Here is a 19,418-nt window from a genome sequence, read left to right as displayed (position 1 = left end):
GCCTGGCCTGCGAAGTCAAAGGAGACGAGTCATGGCCAACCTGCACAGGGGTGATATGACGACCCACCCCGATGTCTCCGAAATGCGGGAACGCTACGCCCGCATGCTCGGCGGTCGCGATGTGGCGCTCGTGGACGGGCCGGTCTTCCTGCTCGGCCTGTACTGCGCGGCATCCCCGTGGATCGTGCACTACACGACGAGCCAGCCCTCGCTCGTGGCCCACAACCTGATCATGGGCATAGCGATAGGCCTGCTGGCTCTCGGCTTCACGCGTGCCCCCGAGCGGATGTACGGCCTCAGCTACGCCATGTGCGCCCTGGGCATCTGGATGATCATCGCGCCGTGGATCGTGGGCACGAGCCCCGACCGGGGCGTGATCATCAACAACATCGTCATCGGCGCTTTGGCGCTCGTGCTCGGACTGGTCTGCGCCGGCACGGCGGCGAGGAGCACACCCAGGCCGTAGCAGGAGCCGCGAGCGGCAGGAGAGAGCGAGCAGACACGGAGGGACAAGGAGGGACAGCCGACCGGGTGCGGCCGGTCCGCCCGAGCGGGCCGGCCGCACCGCGCCCGCTCAGCGGCTCGGCACCAGCCACGGCTCCTGCGGCAGGGCGCGCCCGGTCTCCAGCAGCGACTTGAGGTTGGACAGCACGGCCGGCCAGCCTGCGCCGACCTGCGAGCGCTCCTCCTCGCCGCCCAGCTCCTCGTGGACGACGGTCAGCCGGACGATGTCCTCGTACGGCTGGATCTCGAAGGTGACCCGGGAGTGCCGGTCCTCCCGGTCCTCGTCGGCGGGCGCGGCCCAGGTGGTGACCAGCCGGGCCGGCGGCTCGCTCTCGACGACGCGGCCGACGACGTCCTCGACGCCGGAACCGTCGGTCCGCACATGTGCCCAGCGGGAGCCGGGCCGCCAGTCGGACTCGTTGCGGTGACCCCAGTAGGCGGCCGTCAGGTCGGCGTCGGTGAGCGCCTCCCAGACCTTCTCGGGCGTGCTCGCGATGTAGGTGACGTACACGAAGCTGGGCTTGTCGGTCATGGCTTCCTCGGCTCGTCGCTTCAGGGCACCGAGCGCGCTCAGGCGCGGGCGCTCGAACTTCTCGATCCACCGCTCCTGGATCTCATGGAGCGGCACGGGGTTGAGGTAGTGCAGCTTTTCCCGCCCCCGCCGCACCACGCTGATCAGGTTCGCGGCCTCCAGGACGGCCAGGTGCTGGGTGACCGACTGGCGCGTCATGGCGATGTGCTCGCACAGCGCGCCCAGGGTCTGGCCGTTGTTCTCGTGGAGCCGGTCCAGCAGGCGTCGGCGTGTGTCGTCGGCCAGCGCCTTGAAGACCTTGTCCATCCCGGTGTCGTCCTCTGATCGCACACCCAACGTTATGCAGGCAATTACTTGCATGTCAAGGTGACCAGCAGATTCGCAGGCACACCCTTGGAATCTCCTGCGAATCCACCCGTTCAATGATGGAATATGAGGTGATTCGAGGGGAACGATACGAACATCTGTTACATGTCGTATGGGTGACCTTGATGGACGGTCCGTAGCGTCGAAGACACACCGACGAACGAAACCGATCGAAGGACTGTTCACCGATGCGTGCACGTCGCACCCTGCGCACCACCCTCGTCGCCGCTGGCGCCACCGCCGTCCTGGCCGGCTCGGCCTCCGGCGCGTTCGCCGCCGCGGCCCCCCAGTCGGCGCCCGTCGCCCACGCCGCGGCCCACCACCACTGCAAGGACAAGCGGGTCCTCGTCAAGACGGTCCGGCTCGCGGACAAGGTCTCCGTCGCCAAGCTCTACAAGACCGGCAAGCACCACCAGCACTTCGAGGCGGAGATCTGGGCGAAGGGCACCAAGTTCGGGACCCTCGTGGCCGAGGGCAAGCCCGCCCACGGCGAGAACAACGGCCTGCACGTCACGCTGCGCACGAACGGCGAGGTGACGTCCTGGGTCGAGCGGGCCGAGCCGAAGCCCAAGCCGCAGCCCGTCGCCCAGCGCATCCTCGTCTCCGTCAGCACGCTGGCCGACGACACCTCGACCGGCAAGGTCTACAAGCTCGGCCCCCATCACTACGAGGCCGACATCTACGCCCACGGCCACAAGCTCGACACCCTCGCCGCCAAGGGCCGCGCCGCCCACGGCGAGAACAACGGCCTGCACGTGGTCCTCAACCCGGACGGCCGGCTGGTCTCCTGGGTCGAGGGCGCGTCGGACCACGCGCAGGGCCGGTAACCAGGCCCGGTTCCGGCCGATCCGGGCCCGGTGACCAGGCCCGGTGACCGGGCCGGGCTCAGCCGGTCACGGCGAACGAGATCCACACATCCGGGGGAAGCCCCGGCCGGTCCGGCACCGGCCGGGGCTCGCGCGTCCAGGCGTCCCCGGCCATGTCCCGGGCGACATGCGCCCAGAACCGTGCGGCGGCCGGATTCTCGTCCTGGAAGGGGATCTCCCAGTTCCCGGGATGCCGGCGCAGCACGTCCCGTACGGCCCGCGTCCCGAGCCCGAGCCGCCGCGCACCGCGCACGACGAAGAAGGCGTTCAGCACCCGCACCGGCGTGTCCAGCGCGCGCACGAACGCGAAGCCGGCCGGGCGGCCGTGGGTGAGGAAGAGGTACGGCGCCCAGCCCGGCCGGGTGAAGGCGTGCTCTACCCGCTCGTTGCGGAAGGTGCCGTCGACGCCGGGCAGCGTCCCGCGGAACTCGGACAGGTCGTGATGGAACATCAGCCACAGCCGCTCGACGGTGGGCCGGTCTTCAGGGATCGTGGGGCGGACGGTCACGTCCGCCGGGAATGTGTCGTTCATGAACGAAAGCCTCCCCGGCGGACATGGCGTCCGGTCCGGGGAGGCTCACAAAGACTGATGCAACTCTAGCTCATCACAAGGGTGTTGTGCTGCCCAGCGCAGCCGGCCGGCTCAGCTCGGTTCGAGGACCTTGTACTCCTCGGTGATCTCCTTCGCGCCGAACGGCCACACCTTCTCCAGCCGGGCCCAGACCACGAAGGCGACGCAGCCGAGGGCCAGCCAGGCCAGGGACCACTCGATGGGGTGGCGGCCCGGGGAGTTCTTGTCGGCGTAGCCGTAGATCACGCACCAGCCGGCGAAGGCGACGATGCTCGGCAGCGGGTAGAACCACATCCGGTAGGGGCGGCGCAGGTCCGGCTGTCGCTTGCGCACGACGGTCAGCGCGACGATCTGGGCGAGCGCCTGGACGATCACCATGACCGTGGTGAGCAACTGGATCAGGGTCGCAAGGTCGGTGTGGCGGCCGATCAGAAAGCCGACCGCGGTGATCACGCCCATGGTGGCCAGGCCGAGCATCGGGAAGCGGTGCCTGGGGTGCAGCCTCTCGTAGGGACGGAAGAAGACGCGGTCGCGGGCGGCGTCGTAGGGGACGCGGGAGCCGCCGAGCAGTCCGGTGAAGACCGAGGCGAACGCGGTGACGAGGATCAGCGCGGTCACCACGTCGGCGGCCCCCTTGCCCCAGGTCTCCTCCAGTACCGCCGAGGCCACCGAGGTCGAGGCGATGTCGTGCGGGTCGGTCATCCGGTGCCAGTCGATCACGCCGAGCGTGCCGATCTGGAGCAGCAGGTAGATCGCCATGATGCCGAGGATGGAGAAGAGGATCGAGCGCGGGAGGTTGCGGCCCGGGTCCTTGATCTCGGCGCCCATGTAGGCCGTGGTGTTGTAGCCGAGGTAGTCGTAGATGCCGATGGTCAGGCCCGCGGCGAAGCCGAGCCAGAAGTGGTCGCTCGTCAGGTCGAAGGCGCCGGACGGGTAGGTGAAGGCCCGGTGCGGGCTGAAGTCGGTGGCCGCGGCGACGATCACCAGGACGACCGAGGCGATCATCACGGTCCACATGACCGCGGTGATCCGGGCGATGTGCTCGACACCGCGCCACAGGAGCAGCACGACCAGGACGATCACGCCGAGACCGATCAGATCGCCCGCCGTCTGCCCGAGACCGGGGGCCAGATAGCCCAGGTACTGCACGAAACCGACCACACCGGTCGACATGATCAGCGGAATGAAGAGCATCGCCGTCCACACGAACAGGAACGGCATCAGCCGTCCGGTGCGGTATTGGAAGGCCTGGCGGAGATAGACGTAACTCCCGCCGGAACCGGGCATCGAGGCGCCCAGCTCGGCCCAGACCAGTCCGTCGCACAGCGCGAGGACCGCGCCCGCCACGAAGCCGATGACCGCCTGTGGCCCGCCGAAGGCGGCGACCATCAGCGGGATCGTCACGAACGGGCCGATGCCGCACATCTGGCTCATGTTGATGGCCGTGGCCTGGAACAGACCGACACGGCGGACGAAACCGCCCGGGGGCGGCGGGCTACCGGACATGGGGACTCCTGACGCGACGGGCGCGCGGCCCGCGTTCCTGCGCGACGACTCCGCCCGGGCCGGGCTGACTGGGCGATAAAGTTAAGGAGCCTTACTAGCGGCGTCAAGTAGGCGTGAAGAATGCACGAGAATGGTGCGATGGCCGGGAGCGATGTCGTAGAGCAGCGGGAACAGCCCTGGAACCGCCGACGGCTGCGCAGCACCAACGAGCGGCTGCTGCTGGACCGGTTGCGCGCCCAGGGCGCCGCCTCCCGCGCCCAACTGGCGCGCGAGACCGGCCTGTCGAAGCCGACGGTGTCCAGCGCGCTGGCCTCGCTCGCCGGCGCCGGCCTGGTGCACGAGGTCGGCACCCACGCCCCGGAGCGCGGCCGCACCGCCGTGCTCTACGCCCCCGACCCCGCCGCCGGGCACGCGCTCGGCGTCGACATCGGCCGGGGCTGGCTGCGGGTGGCGGTCGCCGACCTGGACGGCACGGTCGTCGCCCGCTGCGACGTACGCAACCGCGCCCGCACCTCCGGCGCGCTGGCCGACCTGGTCGTGGGCACCGCCCGCCAGGCGATCACGGGCTCCGGGGTGAATCCGGCCGAGGTGGTGCACGGGGTGGTCGGCACGCCGGGTGTCTACGACGAGAAGCAGCGGCGCGTGCGGTACGCGATGCATCTGCCGGGCTGGGGCCGGGCGGGGCTCGTCGACCGGATCCGCGAGGAGCTGGGCGTACCGCTGGAGGTGCACAACGACGCCAACCTCGCCGCGATCGGCGAGTACACGTACGGCGTCGGCACCGGCAGCCGGCTGTTCGCGTACATCCTCATCGGCACCGGCCTCGGCATGGGCGTGGTCAGCGAGGGGCGGCTGTTCACGGGAGCGCGCGGGCTGGCCGGTGAGATCGGGTTCCTGCCGTGGCCGGGCCGGCACAAGCCGGAGCGGCTGGAGGACGCGGTGTCCGGGGAGGCCGTGGTGGAGGCCGCCCGGCGGTTCGGGATGAGCGGGCAGCTCACGGCGAAGACCGTCTTCGACGCGGCCCGGCAGGGCAATCCGGCGGCCAGGCAGGCGGTGGAGCTGGAGGCCGAGCGGATCGCGCACACCGTGGCGGCGGCCGCCGCCGTGCTCGACCCGGACCTCGTGGTGCTCGGTGGCGGGGTCGGCCACAGCGTCGACCTGCTGCTGCGGCCGGTCCAGGAGCGGGTGCGCACTCTCACCCCGCTGCGCCCGCGCATCGCCCCGAGCCGGCTCGGCGAGGACGCGGTGCTGCTGGGCGCGGTGGCCACGGCGCTGGACACGGCCCGGGACCTGGTGTTCGAGCGTAGGGCGGCCGGCGCGCACTAGTCATCCGACCGGCCGCCCGGTCGAAGTCCCGTTCCGGCCAGGGTCATTGACACGCCCCGTGCGGCGCCCTAGCGTGACCGACGTTAGTAAAGTTTCCTAACTTTACGAGCGAGCCTGGAGACCGCCGTGTTCCCTCGCCCCATCCCCTCGGCACGCCGGTACGCCGTCACCGCGCTGGTCCTCGGCCTGCTCGGCGGCTCGCTGACGAGCGGCGCCCGGGCCGGTGCCCGGCAACTGCCGCCACCGGCCCCGGTCACCCGCGTCGCCACCGCGGCCGGCACCGGTACCGCGCTCACGGGCTACGCCATCCAGTCCTCGGCGAAGGTGACCGACGCCGCCGCCACGGTCTCCTCCCCCGGCTATCCGGCGACGGGCTGGTATCCGGCGGGCGCCCGCTCCACGGTGCTCGCCGCGCTGCTCGCCGACGGCGTCTACGCCGACCCGTTCTTCTCCACCAACCAGCAGAAGATCCCGACGGCCGACTTCCGGGTCCCCTGGTGGTACCGCGCCGACTTCACCGTCCAGGACACCTCCCGGCGCACCTACCTCGACTTCAGCGGGGTCGTCTCGGCGGCCGACGTGTACGTCGACGGCCACCGGGTCGCGACCACCGAGGACGTCACCGGCGCCTACACGCACCACGAACTGGACGTCACCTCGCTGGTGCGGCCCGGCACGAACACGGTCGCCTTCCGTATCCGGCCCAACGACCCGGCCAAGGACCTCACGACGGGCTGGATCGACTGGCTCCAGCCACCGCCCGACCGGAACATGGGCATCGTCCGGGACGTCCTGGTGCGCAGGGGCGGCCCGGTCGCGCTGCGCGACGCACACGTGGACACCAGGCTGGCCGTGCCGTCGCTGGCCGCCGCCGACCTGACGGTGACGGCACAGGCCCGCAACGACACCGGCGGCCCGGTCACGGCCGACGTCACCGGCACCCTCGGCACGACGACCTTCACCCGTCGGGTCCCGCTCGCCGCGCACGAGACGAAGACGGTCACCTTCTCCCCCGCCGACACCCCGGGCCTGCACCTGACCGCACCGAAGGTGTGGTGGCCGGCCGGGATGGGCGGGCAGCCGCTGTACGACCTCGGCCTCACCGCGTCCGTCGCCGGTACGACGTCGGACACCGCGCACGAGAGCTTCGGCATCCGCGACGTCCAGGCACCGCTGAACACCGACGGCGCCCGCCGGTACCGGATCAACGGCCGCCCGCTGCTGATCAAGGGCGGCGGCTGGTCGCCCGACGAGTTCCTGCGCTGGGACGGCCGCTACGTCGAGGACCGGCTGAAGTACGCCGTCGACCTCGGGCTGAACACGATCCGCCTCGAAGGGCACCTGGAACCGGACGAGTTCTTCGACCTGGCCGACCGCTACGGCGTCCTCACGCTCCCCGGCTGGGAGTGCTGCGACAAGTGGGAGGGCAACGTCAACGGCGCCGACGAGCCCGGGGAGCCGTGGACCGACGCCGACTATCCGGTGGCGAAGGCGTCCATGGCCGCCGAGGCCGCCCGGCTGCGCGGCCACCCCAGCGTGATCTCCTTCCTGATCGGCAGCGACTTCGCACCCGACGCGAGGATCGAGAAGACCTACCTGGACGCCCTGAAGGCGGCCGACTGGCCGGACCCCGTCGTCTCCGCCGCCTCGGACAACTCCTCGCCGCAACTGGGCCGTTCGGGCCTGAAGATGACCGGACCGTACGACTGGGTGCCGCCCGGCTACTGGTACGCCAAGCGCGAGGGCGGGGCCACCGGCTTCAACTCCGAGACCAGCGCGGGCCCGAGCATCCCCACCCTCGACACCCTGCGCCGCATGCTCACCCCGGCCGAGCTCGACACCCTCTGGCAGGATCCGGGCGCCCGGCAGTACCACCGCTCGCCGTCCTCCGTCTTCGGCACGCTGAAGATCTACGACTACGCCCTCACCGGCCGCTACGGCGCCCCGAAGAGCCTCGTCGACTACGTCCGCAAGGCCCAGCTGGCCCAGTACGAGGACGTCCGCGCCCAGTTCGAGGCGTACGGGCGCAACGCGACGGACGCCTCGAAGCCCGCGACCGGGGTGATCCACTGGATGTTCGACAGCGGCTGGACGTCCCTGCACTGGCAGTTGACGGACCGCTATCTCGACCAGGGTGGCGCCTACTTCGGCGCGAAGAAGGCGAACGAACCGCTGCACATCCAGTACGGGTACGACAACCGCCAGGTCGCCGTCGTGAACAACCGGCACGACGCCGCGCACGGACTCACCGCACGGGCCGCCCTCTTCGACCCCGACGGTACCCAGAGGTACGCCACGTCGGTGCGCGACGTCTCGGTGGACGGCGACGGCGCCCACACGACCCCGCTGACCCTCCCGGCCTCGGTGAGCGGACTGGCGCGCACGTACCTGCTCCGGCTGGACCTGACGGACGCGGCGGGCAGGGAGGTGAGCCGGAACGTGTACTGGCTGTCCACCCGCCCCGACACCCTCGACTGGTCCGGCACCACCTGGTACTACACGCCGACGACGAGCTACGCCGACCTCACCGGGCTCGCGTCGATGCCTCAGGTGCCGGTGTCGGCGACGGCGGCCACGACCGCCTCGGAGGGGACCTCGACCACGACGGTCACCCTGCGCGGCACCGGGGGCGGGAGGACCCCGGTCCTGCTGGCGGACGTCCGTCTCGTGGACGCGCAGGGCAGGCCGGTGCTTCCGGTGCGCTGGTCGGACAACGAGGTGAGCCTGTGGCCGGGCGAGTCGGTGACGCTGACGGCCACCTGCCGGACGGCCGACCTGCACGGCTCGGCGCCGGGCGTGCGGCTCTCCGGCTGGAACACGCCCGAGCGGACGATTCCGGCGGGATGAAGGGGACAACGGTGCGGGGACGGGCTCCAACGGCCCGCCCCCGTGGTGCTGTTCGGCTCAGGCGACGTCGAGCGCGGTGTCGTCGACGACGAACGAGGTCTGGTACTTGGAGCCCTCGGTGCCGGTGAACTTCAGGGTGACGGTCTGCCCGGCGTAGCTGCTCAGGTCGAAGCTGCGCTGGGTGTAGCCGGAGGCCGCGTTCAGGTTCGAGTACGTGGCCAGGGTGCCGAGGACCGTGCCGGAGCTGTTCAGCACCTGGACCTTGAGGGTGTCGTAGGCGGTGCTGGTGGTGGTCTCGGCCGTGTCGATGTGCAGGTAGAAGCTGAGCTTGGCCGAGGTGCAGCCGGACGGAATGCTCACCGACTGGGAGAGGGTGTCGGTGGTGGCGGTGCCGTTGCCGTCGAGCCAGGCGTAGTACGAGCCCGAACGGGCGGCCTCACCGCTGGAGTTGGTGATGACGCCGCTGGAGGCGCTCCAGGTGGAGTTGCCCGACTCGAAGCCGTTGTTGCCGAGGAGCTGGGCGGCGGTGCAGGTGCCGGTGCCGCCGCCACCGGTGCCGCCGCCTCCGCCGCTGCTGGTGCCCGAACCGGCCAGCCAGGCGGTGGCGTTGAGCGCGAGGGCCGCGTTGGTGGCGCTGGAGTCGTTCCAGCCGTCGTACAGGGTGTTGCCGGCCTGGCCGGTGCCGTCGTCGATCGGGGAGCTGTCACCCCAGTAGGCGACGCGGCCGCTGCCGAAGGTGCTGGTGAGGAAGAAGGCGCCGGTGTTTCCGGAGTAACCGGTGCGGTAGAGCAGGCCCTTGACGGCGGAGTTGTCGCCGGGCTTGAGGGTGGCGGTGGTGCCGTTGGCGATCAGGCTCTTGGTGACGGTCCCGAAGGAGCCGTGCAGGACCGGGTCGGTGCTGTCGCTGATCGCGGCCGGGTGGTCCGAGCTGATGTTGAGCGAGTCGATCGAGAAGCCGAACGGGTCGCTGGAGTCGACGCTGTTGTTGGTCATCAGATCGTTGAGGATCTGGACCGAGTCGTAGCCGTCGTTGTTGCGGTCCGAGCCGGTGTGGTCGGAGATCATGAACAGGCCGCCGCCGTTCTTCACGAAGTTCATGATCGCCGTCTTCTCGGCGCTCGTGAACAGCGTGTTGGGCTCCGGCAGGACCAGCGTGTCGAAGTTCGACAGGTCGGTCGAGGACGAGCCGCCGTAGCTGAGGCTGGAGCCCGACGGCAGCGTCTTCAGGCTGTAGTCGCCGGTCTTCTGGAGCGCCACGCCCCAGGAGGACAGCGCGCCGGTCCAGTCGGTCTCGGCGGACGGGGAGGAGTTCTCACCGAGCGGGTCGGGCTGACTGGTGGAGATGATCCAGTCGGCGTTGCCGGCCGTCTCGGCGTGGGCGTTGTCGAACAGGACGCGGTGCGTGGTGGCCGCGTGGGCGGGGGTGCTGCCGCTGCCGACCTGGACGGCGGCTCCGGTGAGGAGCAGCCCGAAACCGGCCAGGGCGGTGGTGAGTCTGCGGCGGGATCTCCTGGATCCAAGCATCCGGCGAACCTCCATGAGGGGTGGGGAGAGGCGGTTGGGGGGCCGCCAAATCTGCGCGCGTAGAGCCGGGTTGAGGGTTCTACACGCGTGGACTGTTTGAAAGGTACATGGCATGACAGCCCGGTGAACAGAAAGTCCCGGCAATGAACGGACGGGGCCTCTCCCCGCCCCCGCCCGGCGGGAGCGCGCTCAATTCCCGTACAGATATGGGGTGGTGGTGCTCAGTGCGTGGAAGCCGAGGCGCTGCAGGATCGGGCGGCTCATCGGGGAGGCGTCGACCTGGAGATAGCGGTAGCCGTGGGCGGCGGCGACGCGGGCGCGGTGGGCGACCAGGGCGCGGTAGAGACCCCGGCCGCGCCAGGCCTCGACGGTGCCGCCGCCCCACAGTCCGGCGAACGGGGTGCCGGGCACCAGCTCCATGCGGGCCGCGCTGACCGGTTCGTCACCGGCGAGCGCGGCCACGACGACGACCGTGCCGGGATCGGCGGCCAGCCGCGCCAGCAGCCGGTGGCGCAGCCGCGTACCGTCGGTACCGAAGGCCTTCTCGTGCACGTCCACGACGAGGTCGACCCCGGCCTCGTCGGCGGCCTCCACGAGCCGGACGCCGGCGGGCGGTTCGGCGTCCAGGGCGAGCCGCGCGGTCTCGGCGACGAGCAGCGTCTCCTCGGACTCGGCCCGGAATCCCGCGGCGGTGAGCCGGGCACCCAGGTCGGCCGGCCGGTCGTGGCCGTAGAGCTTCCACTCGAAGTCCCGGCCCAGGGAGGTGAAGCGGGCGATCTGGTCGCGGATCGCCCGGTCGGCACCGGCCTCGTCCAGGTCGCTCCAGAGCACGCCGTTCCAGCCATGGGCGTCCGCGACCTGCCGCACGACCGCGCCGGCCCGCTCGACCCGGGCGCCGGGGTCGTCGGGACGTGCTCGCTCGCGCACGTCCCGGTCGTAGAGCGCGAGCACCGCTGTGTGATCCATGCGCCCAGCTGAGCAGATCGGCTCCGGCCGGGCAACGGAATTGGCCGTACGACAGCCCCGTGCGGCCGTACGACCGCCCGGTGCGGCCGTGTGGCGCGCTGTTGCCCCGGATGCAGAGCCGCTGGCCGGGCCGGTCCCGGTGGCCGTGGCGTGTGCCTCCGGAGATCATGCGGTCAGGAGGTCGGTGGAGGATGGTGAAGGACAGTGAGCTGCGGCATCTGCGCCGCTGCGTGGAGCTGGCCGTCGAGGCGCTGGAGAACGGTGACGAGCCGTTCGGGTCGGTGCTCGTGGCGGCGGACGGCACGGTGCCGGCCGAGGACCGCAACCGGGTGGCCGGCGGGGACCACACCCGGCATCCCGAGTTCGAGCCGGCGCGCTGGTCGGCCGCGCATCTGACGGCCGAGGAGCGGGCGGGCGCCACCGTCTACACCTCCGGCGAGCACAGCCCGATGTGCGCGGCCGCGCACGCGTGGGTGGGACTCGGCCGCATCGTGTACGTCGCCTCCTCCGCCCAACTCACCGCCTGGCCGGCCGAGTCGGGTGCGCCGCAGGCGCCGGTGCGGCCGCTGCCCGTCCAGGAGGTCGCGCCCGGCGTGGCCGTGGAGGGGCCGGTGCCGGAGCCGGTGGACGAGGTGCGCGAGCTGCACCGGCGCCGTCTTCGGTCGTAAGTCCCCTGCCGGTCAGCCGAGTTCGAGCGTGGTCACGCCGAACACGCGGTGCCGGGCGTGTTCGCGGACCGGGCCGGTGTACATCCGGGCGGTCTCGAAGGAGGCGCGGAATCCGGCCTCTTCGGCGAGGGCGATGCCGGCCGCGTTCGGCTCGGGCACGTCGATGGCCACCTCGCGGCCTTCGGCCTCGGCGGTGAGGGCGGTGAACAGGGCCCGGGCGTCCTCGGCGGTGTCGGCGAACAACGGGCCGATGCGCAGGCTGTCGTGGCCGGGGCGGAGCACGCCGTACCCGGTCGGACGCCCGCCGTCGTGGCGGACGAAGGCCCGGTGGCCGGGGCCGGTGAGCCACTCGGTGAGGAAGCGGGGCCGGTCGGCCGGGTAGCAGACGCTGTCGTAGGCGGTGAGCGCGGCGAGAACGCCGGGACCGGCCGGGCGGACGTCTCCGGGCACCTCGCCCCGGGGCGCGATGCCGGTGAACCGGATGGTGCGGTGGGCGAGTTCGAAGCCGGACTGGCGGTAGTTGTCCTGCTGGGCGACGACTCCGTCCAGGCCGACGGTGCGGCTCCCGGCGTGCGCCAGGGCGGTCTTCCAGGTGGTGAGGCCATGGCCGTGGCCGCGCAGGTCGGGGCGGACCAGGTAGCAGCCCAGGAAGGCGTAATCCTGGCCGTAGGTGACGACCGAGATGGCCGACACCGGCTCCCCGTCGATCCGGCCGAGGAAGAACCCGTCGGGATCCTGCGCGAAGAACGCGGGCCCGTCGGACACTCCGGGGTTCCAGCCCTCCGCCGCCGCCCATGCGGCGATCATCGGCCAGTCGTCGAGTGTGGCCTGCGTGACGACGAGGTCGTGGGGGGCTGCAGGGGTCATCGGTGCGCTCCATTTCCGTCGGGGCCGGGCTGCCGTCCCGCATCTTTCCGGATCGACGGGGGCCGCGCCATGACAAGATCGGCCGTTGCGGAACCACGCGCCGCGCGCAGCAGCGCGGGTGCCGTCGCGACGACGAACAGCCCGAAGAGGGTGATCGGCAGCGGCCCCACCGGCCGCAGCACCGCCCAGGGATGCGCCGTCACCCAGGGCCAGTTGACGTACCAGTTGGCGAGGACGTCCAGTGTCATCACGGCGGCCGCCAGCCGGAAGCCCCAAGGGCGCAGCCACAGGATCAGGGCGGCGGCGAGCGGGCCGAGGGCGACCAGGGCGACGAAGAACACCTGCAACGGCAGTGGGCCGGCGGCGGCATAGACGTGCAGGCCGCCGCGGGCCAGATTCAGTGCCTGGTGGCCGGTGCCCTCCAGGAACCCCGCGGCGTAGAGCACGAGAGCCGCCCGCGCCCGGCGCGGCAGCGCCCGCCATCGCCCGCGTATGCCGCCGTCACCGGGACAACGTACTGCACACGATCAAGCCCCACCGGGCCGGCGTCCGGTGGGGCCCTCGCCGGGTGCCGGGAGGTCAGCGGGTGCGGTCCGGGCGGAAGCGGCGGTAGAGGACCGCCCCGCCGAGCAGGAGCGCGGCGCTCCCCGCCGCGGCGGGGAGGGTCGCGTCGCTGCCGGTGTGGGCGAGCGTGGACACCGACGGCTCCGGCACGGGTGCGGACGGGACGGTGCCGTGCCGCACGGGCGCCGGGGTCGGGGTGTGCGGGTGCCGGGGGGTGCGGGGGTGGCCGACGGGGCCGTTGACGGAGGTGTTGCCGACGGCCGGGTTGCCGATGCCGACCACGTTGACGCTGTTGCCGCTGATGTTCACCGGCAGGTCGACGGGGAGCTGGACGCCGTTGCCGGAGAGCACCCCCGGCGAGTCATGGGCGGCGCCGTGGGCGGCGGCTCCGCCGGACGTGGCCGCGCGGTCCTCCGTGTGGCCGCCGGTGTTGGCGCAGCGGTTGCCCGTCGCGGGGTTGAGCAGTCCGACCACGTCGACGGTGTTGCCGCACGCGTTCACCGGCAGATCCACCGGGAGCTGGATGCCGTTGCCGGAGATCAGCCCGGGCGAGCCGGCCGCGGTGCCGTCGGCGGCGCTGCCGTCGGCCGCGAAGGCGGCGGACACCGGCAGCGCCACGGCCATCGCTCCGGAGGCGGTGACGAGGGCGATCACACCGTTTCGGGTAGCCCGTCTCATAGGTTCCCTGCCTTCCAGACATCGTCGCGGGCACTCACCCGCACCCCGTAAAACGCAGGTGAACCATCCGAGTTATGGCGTATCGGTCTTTCACCCCGTCGAGCGACACTGTTATCGAACCGCACGTAAAGCCGCTCAATGATCGATAACAGGCAACATAAAACGCGAATCGTACGACACCGAAGGACTGCCCGCTCGCCCGGAGGCGGGCGCCGCAGGGCCCGCTTATGGTGATCCGAGGGCGCCGTCCCCCGGTCCGCGACAGGCGTCCCGGGAGGCGAACGATGCTGGCCAAGCCGACCACACGGTCCGCCGTGCGGCGCTGCGCGGGGGCCGGATTCCTCGCCCTGGCGCTGCTCGGCGCCGGACTGCCCGCGGCCGCCGCCGCCCGGCCGCAGCCCGACCTGTCCCGGTTCTACCGGCAGAAGCCGACGTGGTCGTCCTGCGACAGCCCGGACATGCCGAAGGACCTCCAGTGCACCGCGGTCACCGTCCCGCTCGACTACGCCCGTCCGCGCTCGGGAACCCTCGACATCGCCCTGGCCCGCTACCGGGCGACCGGCCCCTCACACGGCTCGGTGCTGCTGAACTTCGGCGGTCCCGGCGCCGCCGGGATCAGCGAACTCGCGTCGGACGGGCGGGACTTCATGGACCTGACCAACGGCTACGACGTGGTCACCTTCGACCCGCGCGGCGTCGGCCGCTCCTCCCCCGTCAGCTGCGGCGAGGGCGCCGGCGAGGCCTCGGACGCGGCGGACGACAGCGCCGGCCTCGACCATCCCCAGGAGCTGCTGCGGCAGTTGAAGCTGGCCGCCGCCGAGTGCGCCCGGCACTCCGGCCCGGTGCTCGCCCACATAGGCACCGTGGACGCCGCCCGCGACCTGGACGTCATCCGCCAGGCCCTCGGCGACAAGAAGCTCAACTACCTGGGCTTCTCCTACGGAACCAGGCTCGGCGCGGTCTACGCGGCCGAGTTCCCGCACAAGGTCGGACGGTTCGCCCTCGACGGCGTGGACACCCTGACGGAGCCGCTGTCCGAGCAGGGAGTGGCGGGAGCCGAGGGTCAGCAGACCGCGCTGGACGATTTCCTGGACTGGTGTACGACGGACGTCGCCTGCCCGTTCGGCCAGGACCGGCGTGCCGCCGGGGAGCAGATCGTGCGGCTGGTGCGCTCGCTCGACGCACACCCGGTACCGACGGACCTCGGCGGCAGCCTGTCCGGGCAGGACCTGGTGGGCGCCATCGGGCAGGGCCTGTACAGCAAGGAGCTGTGGCCCTCGCTGGAGCGGGCGCTGGCCTCGCTGACGCAGGAGGGCGACACCCGGGGCGTGCTGGCCTTCGCGACCAGCGGCTCCAGCCTGCCCGTGCGGTCGGGCGCGGCGGCGTGGGCGGCCTCCGGCGGGCACCACAGGAAGGGCGGCATCGTCGATCCGCAGGACGTCCCGACCGACAACCTGACGGCCGCGCTGATGGCGATCAACTGCGCGGACGACCCCGACCGGCCCACCGCGAACCGGATCGTCGCGGACCTGAAGAACCTGCTGGCCCGGTACGAGCAGGCCTCCCCGGTCTTCGGCCGCTACCGGCTGACCCAGCTGCTCATGTGCTACGGCCGCCCCAGGGGCACCGACTTCGTCCGCGACCGGGTCAAGAACGTCGACACCGGCGACATGCTGCTCGTGGGCACGCGCGGCGACCCGGCGACGCCGTACCGGTGGACCGTGGAGACGGCCGCGCGGCTGGGGTCGCCGGCGGTGGTGCTGGACAACAAGGGCGACGGCCACACCGGGTACACCTCCTCCACGTGCGTGCACGATACGGTCGACGACTTCCTGCTGTACGGCTCGCTGCCACCGAACGGCAGCTCCTGCCCGGCCGACGGGAAGGACTGGAGCGACACCACGGACTCCGGCGACTGACGACAGGCGCGCCCCGGCGGCCCGCACGCCGGCGCCGCCGCACGTGACCGCGACAGGGAGAGACCATCATGCGCATCCGCGCCGCCCTCGCCGTACCCGCCGCCTCGGCCGCCGCGGCGGCCCTGCTGCTGACCGCGGCGCCGGGCCGGGCCGCCACCGCGACCGCCGCGGCCCCTGCCGAACACGCGCGGACCGCCCGCTGCGCCGAGTCGTCGCTGACGGTCCGGGCGAGGGCCGTGCCCGGCCGGCCGGGCACGGTGCGCATCAGCGTCACCAACCGCGGCACTCGCGCGTGTGCCGTCGACCGGGTGCCCACGGTGACCTTCGGGGACCTGGACGGGGCGGCCGTGCCGGTTCCGGCGGGCGGCACCGGCGACCACCGGCTCGCGGCGGGCGAGAGCGCCTACGCGGACGTGCGCACCATCCGTGACCCTGCGGACCCCGAGGCCCGCCGGACGGACGGCCTCACCGTGGCCGCCTCGGCCGCGCACGCGGGCCGCACCTTCACCGCCGGCCGGCTCGGCACCGGGACGCGGGTCCTGGTGTGGGAGCCGGTGACGACGTGGTGGCAGCCGAGCGCGGCGGCCGCGGACCGGGCCATCGGTCTCAGTTGAGGACCAGTTCCGGCGCGTAGGCGTCCAGCCACAGCGCGAAGTCCAGCGTGCGCTCCAGACCGCGCCGCTCCGTCTGGTTGCTGACCGGGGTGTCGCGCTCGGCGGCCGCCCGGACCCGCTCCCGGTCGAGCAGGTCGAAGACGGGGTGCGAGGGCCGGGAGAGCAGGTCCTTGACCTGCTCGCGCAGCGCGACTGCGTACAGCGGGTCCTGGGTGGAGGGGTACGGGCTCTTCACGCGGTCGTACACCGAGCGCGGCAGGACGTCCGCGGCCGCCTCGCGCAGCAGGCTCTTCTCCCGGCCGTCGAAGGACTTCACGGCCCAGGGCGCGTTGTAGACGTACTCGACCAGGCGGTGGTCGCAGAACGGCACCCGGACCTCCAGGCCCACGGCCATGCTCATCCGGTCCTTGCGGTCGAGCAGGACGCGCACGAAGCGGGTCAGATGCAGATGGCTGATCTGCCGCATCCGGTACTCGAAGTCGCTCTCGCCGTCCAGCCGGTCGATCGCGGCGACGGCCGTACGGTAGCCGTCGGCGATGTAGGTCTCCAGGTCGAGGGACTTGGCCAGGTCGGTGCGCAGGACGTCGGTGTCGTCGCCGAAGTGCCGTCCGAAGCGCACCAGCCACGGGAAGGTGTCGGCGCGGCGCGCGTCCTCGTCGAAGAACTGGAGGTAGCCGCCGAAGACCTCGTCGGCGGACTCGCCGGACAGGGCGACGGTGGACTTCTCGCGGATGGCGCGGAAGAGCAGCAGCAGCGAGGAGTCCATGTCACCGAGGCCGGACGGCAGATCGCGGGCGCGGATCACCTGCTCGCGCACGGCGGGGTCGGCGAGGGACTGGGAGTCGAGCACGATGTCCTGGTGGTCCGTCTTCGCGAGCCGGGCCACGTCGTGCACGAAGGGGGTGTCGGGGGTGCCGCGCAGTTCGTCGGCGATGAAGTTGTCGGTCTGGCCGACGAAGTCGACGGCGAAGCTGCGTACCTTCTCTCCCTGTTCGGCGAGTTGGCGGGCGGCGATCGCGGTCATCGCGGAGGAGTCGAGGCCGCCGGAGAGCAGGGTGCAGCGCGGCACGTCGGCGACGAGCTGGCGGCGCACGATGTCGTCGAGCAGGGAGCGGACGGTGGCGATGGAGGTGGCGCGGTCGTCGGTGTGCGCGAGGGTCCGCAGCCGCCAGTAGACGCGTGTGCCGATGCCGGTGCGGTCGACGGTGACGACGGTGCCGGGTTCCACCTCGCGCATGCCGTCCCAGATCGCGTGCCCGGGCGTCTTGATCATGACGAACAGCTCGCGCAGGCCGTCCAGCGTGACCCGGCGGCGGGCCAGCGGGTTGGCCAGGATCGCCTTGGGCTCGGAGCCGAACAGGACGCCGTCGGCGGTGGGGTAGTAGTGGAACGGCTTGATGCCCATGCGGTCGCGGATCATCACGAGCTTGTCGTGACGGCCGTCCCAGACGGCGAAGGCGTACATGCCGTTGAGGCGTTCGGCGACCTGGTCGCCCCATTCGAGGTAGGCGTGCAGGACGACCTCGGTGTCGGAGTCGGTGGTGAACCGGTGCCCGCGGCCTTCGAGTTCGCGGCGCAGCTCGGTGAAGTTGTAGGCCTCCCCGGAGTAGACCATGGCGATGTTCCCCTGGGGCGTCGACAGGGACATCGGCTGCCTGCCGCCGGGAAGGTCGATGATCGCAAGACGGCGGTGCCCCAGGGCGGCCGGGCCCTCGGACCAGGTGCCGCGGTCGTCCGGACCCCGGCAGGCCATCGTCTCGGTCATTGCATCCAATGTGGTGGCCTCGATGGTCAGATCACGATCGAAGGAGACCCATCCGGTGATGCCGCACATGCGCTACCTCCTGCCTCCGGTTCGCGCCCGTACCCCGTGCTCACCTGCACTGTCTTTATGGGAGACGGATTCCGGTCGAGGAACCAGTTGTATCGAGCACCTACCAGTCGAGCGTCCGTCAGTTGCCCGAGGCAGTCAATGCGGGCGTAACACGGACGACCCCCTCACCCCACGCTTTCGGCCGCTTTTTGCCCGCGCGAAATCCGGTGAGGCCGGTCCTGCCGGGCCACGGCCGCCACGAACCGGCCACGGGCAAAGACTTCACCATGATTGCGGCGTCACGGCGCGGTGGGCGGCTCCCAGCGGGTGAGCGTCCGCAACGCCCCGGCCGCCCGGCTGAAGCCGTCCGCGCCGAGCGCGGCGCGCAGACCCGCGTTGAACCGGTCGACCTCCGGCCCGGCGGCGGTCAGCGCCGCGGCACCGTCCTCGGTCAACTCCAGCACCACGGCGCGGTGTTCGCGGGGGTGGGCACGCTTGTCGAGCAGACCGGCGGCGGTGAGCCGGGTGACGAGCGCGGTGACGCCGGACTCGCGCAGGCCCAGGTCCGCGGCGAGTTCCCGCTGGGTGATCCCGGGCCGGTCGCGCACCGCGTACAGCGCGCCGAGCTGCGCCGAGGTGATCCCGGCGGCGGCCAGCAGCCGGCGGTCCGCGGCGGTGCGCAGCTGGTGCGCGGCCCGCTGGAGCAGGAAGAACAGGCGCTGGTCGGGCTCGGGCCGGACGGGCTCGGACATGGGCCGATGTTGACAGAGGCGGCAGACCGGCGCCACCCTCACTTCACTAGTGAAGTGAGTCGCGAGAGCGAGGCGTGCCGTGCACGACATCCCTGACCTGTCGGTCGCCCGGAAAGTCCTGGCCGCACAGCCCTTCAGCGCACTGCTCGGGGCCCGCCTCGTGGCCTTCGGCGACGGCGGGGCGACGCTCGAAGTCGACATCCGCGAGGAACTGCTCCAGCAGTACGGCTTCCTGCACGGCGGAGTGCTCGGCTACGCGGCCGACAACGCGCTCGCCTTCGCCGCCGGCAGCGTGGCCGGGACCCGGCTGATCACCGCCGGGTACAGCATCGACTACCGGCGCCCGGCGCGGGGTGCGACGCTGCGCGCCGATGCCAGGGTGATCCGCGCGGGGCGCAGCCGGGTCGTGTGCCGCTGCGACCTCTCCACGCTCGACGACGACGGTGCGCGGACCCTGTGCGCGGTGGCCCAGGGATCGATCGCGGTGGACGTGCCGGCCGTCCCCGCCACCACGGCCTGACCCGGGAATCACCCT

18 protein-coding genes are annotated in these 19,418 nt (G+C 71.9%); 8 read left to right on the top strand and 10 right to left on the bottom strand.

Annotated features, from left to right (window positions below):
- The first annotated feature begins 31 nt into the window (after positions 1-31).
- Positions 32-466, top strand: a complete 435-nt coding sequence (locus tag ACZ4MF_RS24830; RefSeq protein ID WP_356032272.1) for an SPW repeat protein — start codon at positions 32-34, stop codon at positions 464-466.
- A gap of 108 nt (positions 467-574) precedes the next feature.
- Here ACZ4MF_RS24830 and ACZ4MF_RS24825 read toward each other — a convergent pair whose 3' ends face one another.
- The gene (locus tag ACZ4MF_RS24825; protein ID WP_467494199.1) at positions 575-1,342 is read right to left on the bottom strand and encodes an ArsR/SmtB family transcription factor; all 768 of its coding nucleotides are present in this window, start codon (positions 1,340-1,342) and stop codon (positions 575-577) included.
- 248 nt (positions 1,343-1,590) lie between these two features.
- On the opposite strand from ACZ4MF_RS24825, the gene ACZ4MF_RS24820 reads away from it, so the two are divergent.
- Positions 1,591-2,229 (top strand): hypothetical protein, encoded by a 639-nt coding sequence (locus ACZ4MF_RS24820; protein WP_467494118.1) that lies wholly within the window; start codon positions 1,591-1,593, stop codon positions 2,227-2,229.
- A gap of 58 nt (positions 2,230-2,287) precedes the next feature.
- Here the strand turns inward: ACZ4MF_RS24820 and ACZ4MF_RS24815 are convergent, their stop codons facing one another.
- Together ACZ4MF_RS24815 and ACZ4MF_RS24810 are read right to left on the bottom strand one after the other, a co-directional pair.
- Entirely contained in the window at positions 2,288-2,800 is a 513-nt protein-coding gene (locus tag ACZ4MF_RS24815) for a GNAT family N-acetyltransferase (RefSeq protein ID WP_467494117.1), read from the bottom strand.
- A gap of 111 nt (positions 2,801-2,911) precedes the next feature.
- The gene (locus ACZ4MF_RS24810) at positions 2,912-4,345 is read right to left on the bottom strand and encodes an APC family permease (protein WP_467494116.1); all 1,434 of its coding nucleotides are present in this window, start codon (positions 4,343-4,345) and stop codon (positions 2,912-2,914) included.
- 138 nt (positions 4,346-4,483) lie between these two features.
- Between ACZ4MF_RS24810 and ACZ4MF_RS24805 the strand changes: the two genes are divergently transcribed.
- A complete protein-coding gene (locus tag ACZ4MF_RS24805) occupies positions 4,484-5,671 on the top strand; it encodes an ROK family transcriptional regulator (protein ID WP_467494115.1) in 1,188 nt (395 codons plus the stop codon).
- A 126-nt stretch (positions 5,672-5,797) separates the two neighbouring features.
- Positions 5,798-8,518, top strand: a complete 2,721-nt coding sequence (locus tag ACZ4MF_RS24800) for a glycoside hydrolase family 2 protein (RefSeq protein WP_467494114.1) — start codon at positions 5,798-5,800, stop codon at positions 8,516-8,518.
- Positions 8,519-8,575: 57 nt separating this feature from the next.
- On the opposite strand, the gene ACZ4MF_RS24795 is transcribed toward ACZ4MF_RS24800, so the two are convergent.
- A complete protein-coding gene (locus ACZ4MF_RS24795; RefSeq protein ID WP_467494113.1) occupies positions 8,576-10,042 on the bottom strand; it encodes a hydrolase in 1,467 nt (488 codons plus the stop codon).
- 189 nt (positions 10,043-10,231) lie between these two features.
- Complete coding sequence (locus ACZ4MF_RS24790; protein WP_467494112.1) at positions 10,232-11,008, bottom strand: GNAT family N-acetyltransferase; 777 nt, start codon at positions 11,006-11,008, stop codon at positions 10,232-10,234.
- Between the two features lie 191 nt (positions 11,009-11,199).
- Between ACZ4MF_RS24790 and ACZ4MF_RS24785 the strand changes: the two genes are divergently transcribed.
- Positions 11,200-11,676 (top strand): nucleoside deaminase, encoded by a 477-nt coding sequence (locus ACZ4MF_RS24785; protein ID WP_467494111.1) that lies wholly within the window; start codon positions 11,200-11,202, stop codon positions 11,674-11,676.
- 12 nt (positions 11,677-11,688) lie between these two features.
- On the opposite strand, the gene ACZ4MF_RS24780 is transcribed toward ACZ4MF_RS24785, so the two are convergent.
- The 3 genes from ACZ4MF_RS24780 to ACZ4MF_RS24770 all read right to left on the bottom strand — a co-directional run bounded on the left by ACZ4MF_RS24780 (position 11,689) and on the right by ACZ4MF_RS24770 (position 13,761).
- Positions 11,689-12,543, bottom strand: a complete 855-nt coding sequence (locus ACZ4MF_RS24780; RefSeq protein WP_467494110.1) for a GNAT family N-acetyltransferase — start codon at positions 12,541-12,543, stop codon at positions 11,689-11,691.
- Positions 12,540-12,989 carry a hypothetical protein gene (locus ACZ4MF_RS24775; protein ID WP_467494109.1) on the bottom strand — a complete coding sequence of 150 codons (450 nt, stop codon included), beginning with the start codon at positions 12,987-12,989 and terminating at the stop codon, positions 12,540-12,542. The genes ACZ4MF_RS24780 and ACZ4MF_RS24775 overlap by 4 nt, the downstream gene beginning before the upstream one ends.
- 133 nt (positions 12,990-13,122) lie before the next feature.
- Positions 13,123-13,761: a chaplin gene (locus tag ACZ4MF_RS24770; RefSeq protein WP_467494108.1), complete on the bottom strand. Its 639-nt coding sequence runs from the start codon at positions 13,759-13,761 to the stop codon at positions 13,123-13,125.
- Positions 13,762-14,069: 308 nt separating this feature from the next.
- Here ACZ4MF_RS24770 and ACZ4MF_RS24765 point away from each other — a divergent pair, with 308 nt between their 5' ends.
- Positions 14,070-15,704 carry an alpha/beta hydrolase gene (locus tag ACZ4MF_RS24765; RefSeq protein ID WP_467494107.1) on the top strand — a complete coding sequence of 545 codons (1,635 nt, stop codon included), beginning with the start codon at positions 14,070-14,072 and terminating at the stop codon, positions 15,702-15,704.
- Positions 15,705-15,772: 68 nt separating this feature from the next.
- Entirely contained in the window at positions 15,773-16,318 is a 546-nt protein-coding gene (locus ACZ4MF_RS24760) for a DUF4232 domain-containing protein (protein WP_467494106.1), read from the top strand.
- Here ACZ4MF_RS24760 and asnB read toward each other — a convergent pair.
- Both asnB and ACZ4MF_RS24750 read right to left on the bottom strand, forming a co-directional pair.
- On the bottom strand, positions 16,311-18,152 hold the full coding sequence (gene asnB, locus ACZ4MF_RS24755; protein WP_467494105.1) for an asparagine synthase (glutamine-hydrolyzing): 1,842 nt from the start codon (positions 18,150-18,152) through the stop codon (positions 16,311-16,313). The genes ACZ4MF_RS24760 and asnB overlap by 8 nt on opposite strands.
- A gap of 278 nt (positions 18,153-18,430) precedes the next feature.
- Positions 18,431-18,883 (bottom strand): MarR family winged helix-turn-helix transcriptional regulator, encoded by a 453-nt coding sequence (locus ACZ4MF_RS24750; RefSeq protein WP_467494104.1) that lies wholly within the window; start codon positions 18,881-18,883, stop codon positions 18,431-18,433.
- Positions 18,884-18,962: 79 nt separating this feature from the next.
- Here ACZ4MF_RS24750 and ACZ4MF_RS24745 point away from each other — a divergent pair, with 79 nt between their 5' ends.
- The gene (locus ACZ4MF_RS24745) at positions 18,963-19,403 is read left to right on the top strand and encodes a PaaI family thioesterase (RefSeq protein ID WP_467494103.1); all 441 of its coding nucleotides are present in this window, start codon (positions 18,963-18,965) and stop codon (positions 19,401-19,403) included.
- Positions 19,404-19,418 lie beyond the last annotated feature (15 nt).

This window comes from Streptomyces sp. NPDC025793, assembly GCF_055558375.1.
The sequence above is the reverse complement of the archived record's forward strand: the minus strand, read 5'-3'. Positions and strand labels throughout refer to the sequence as shown.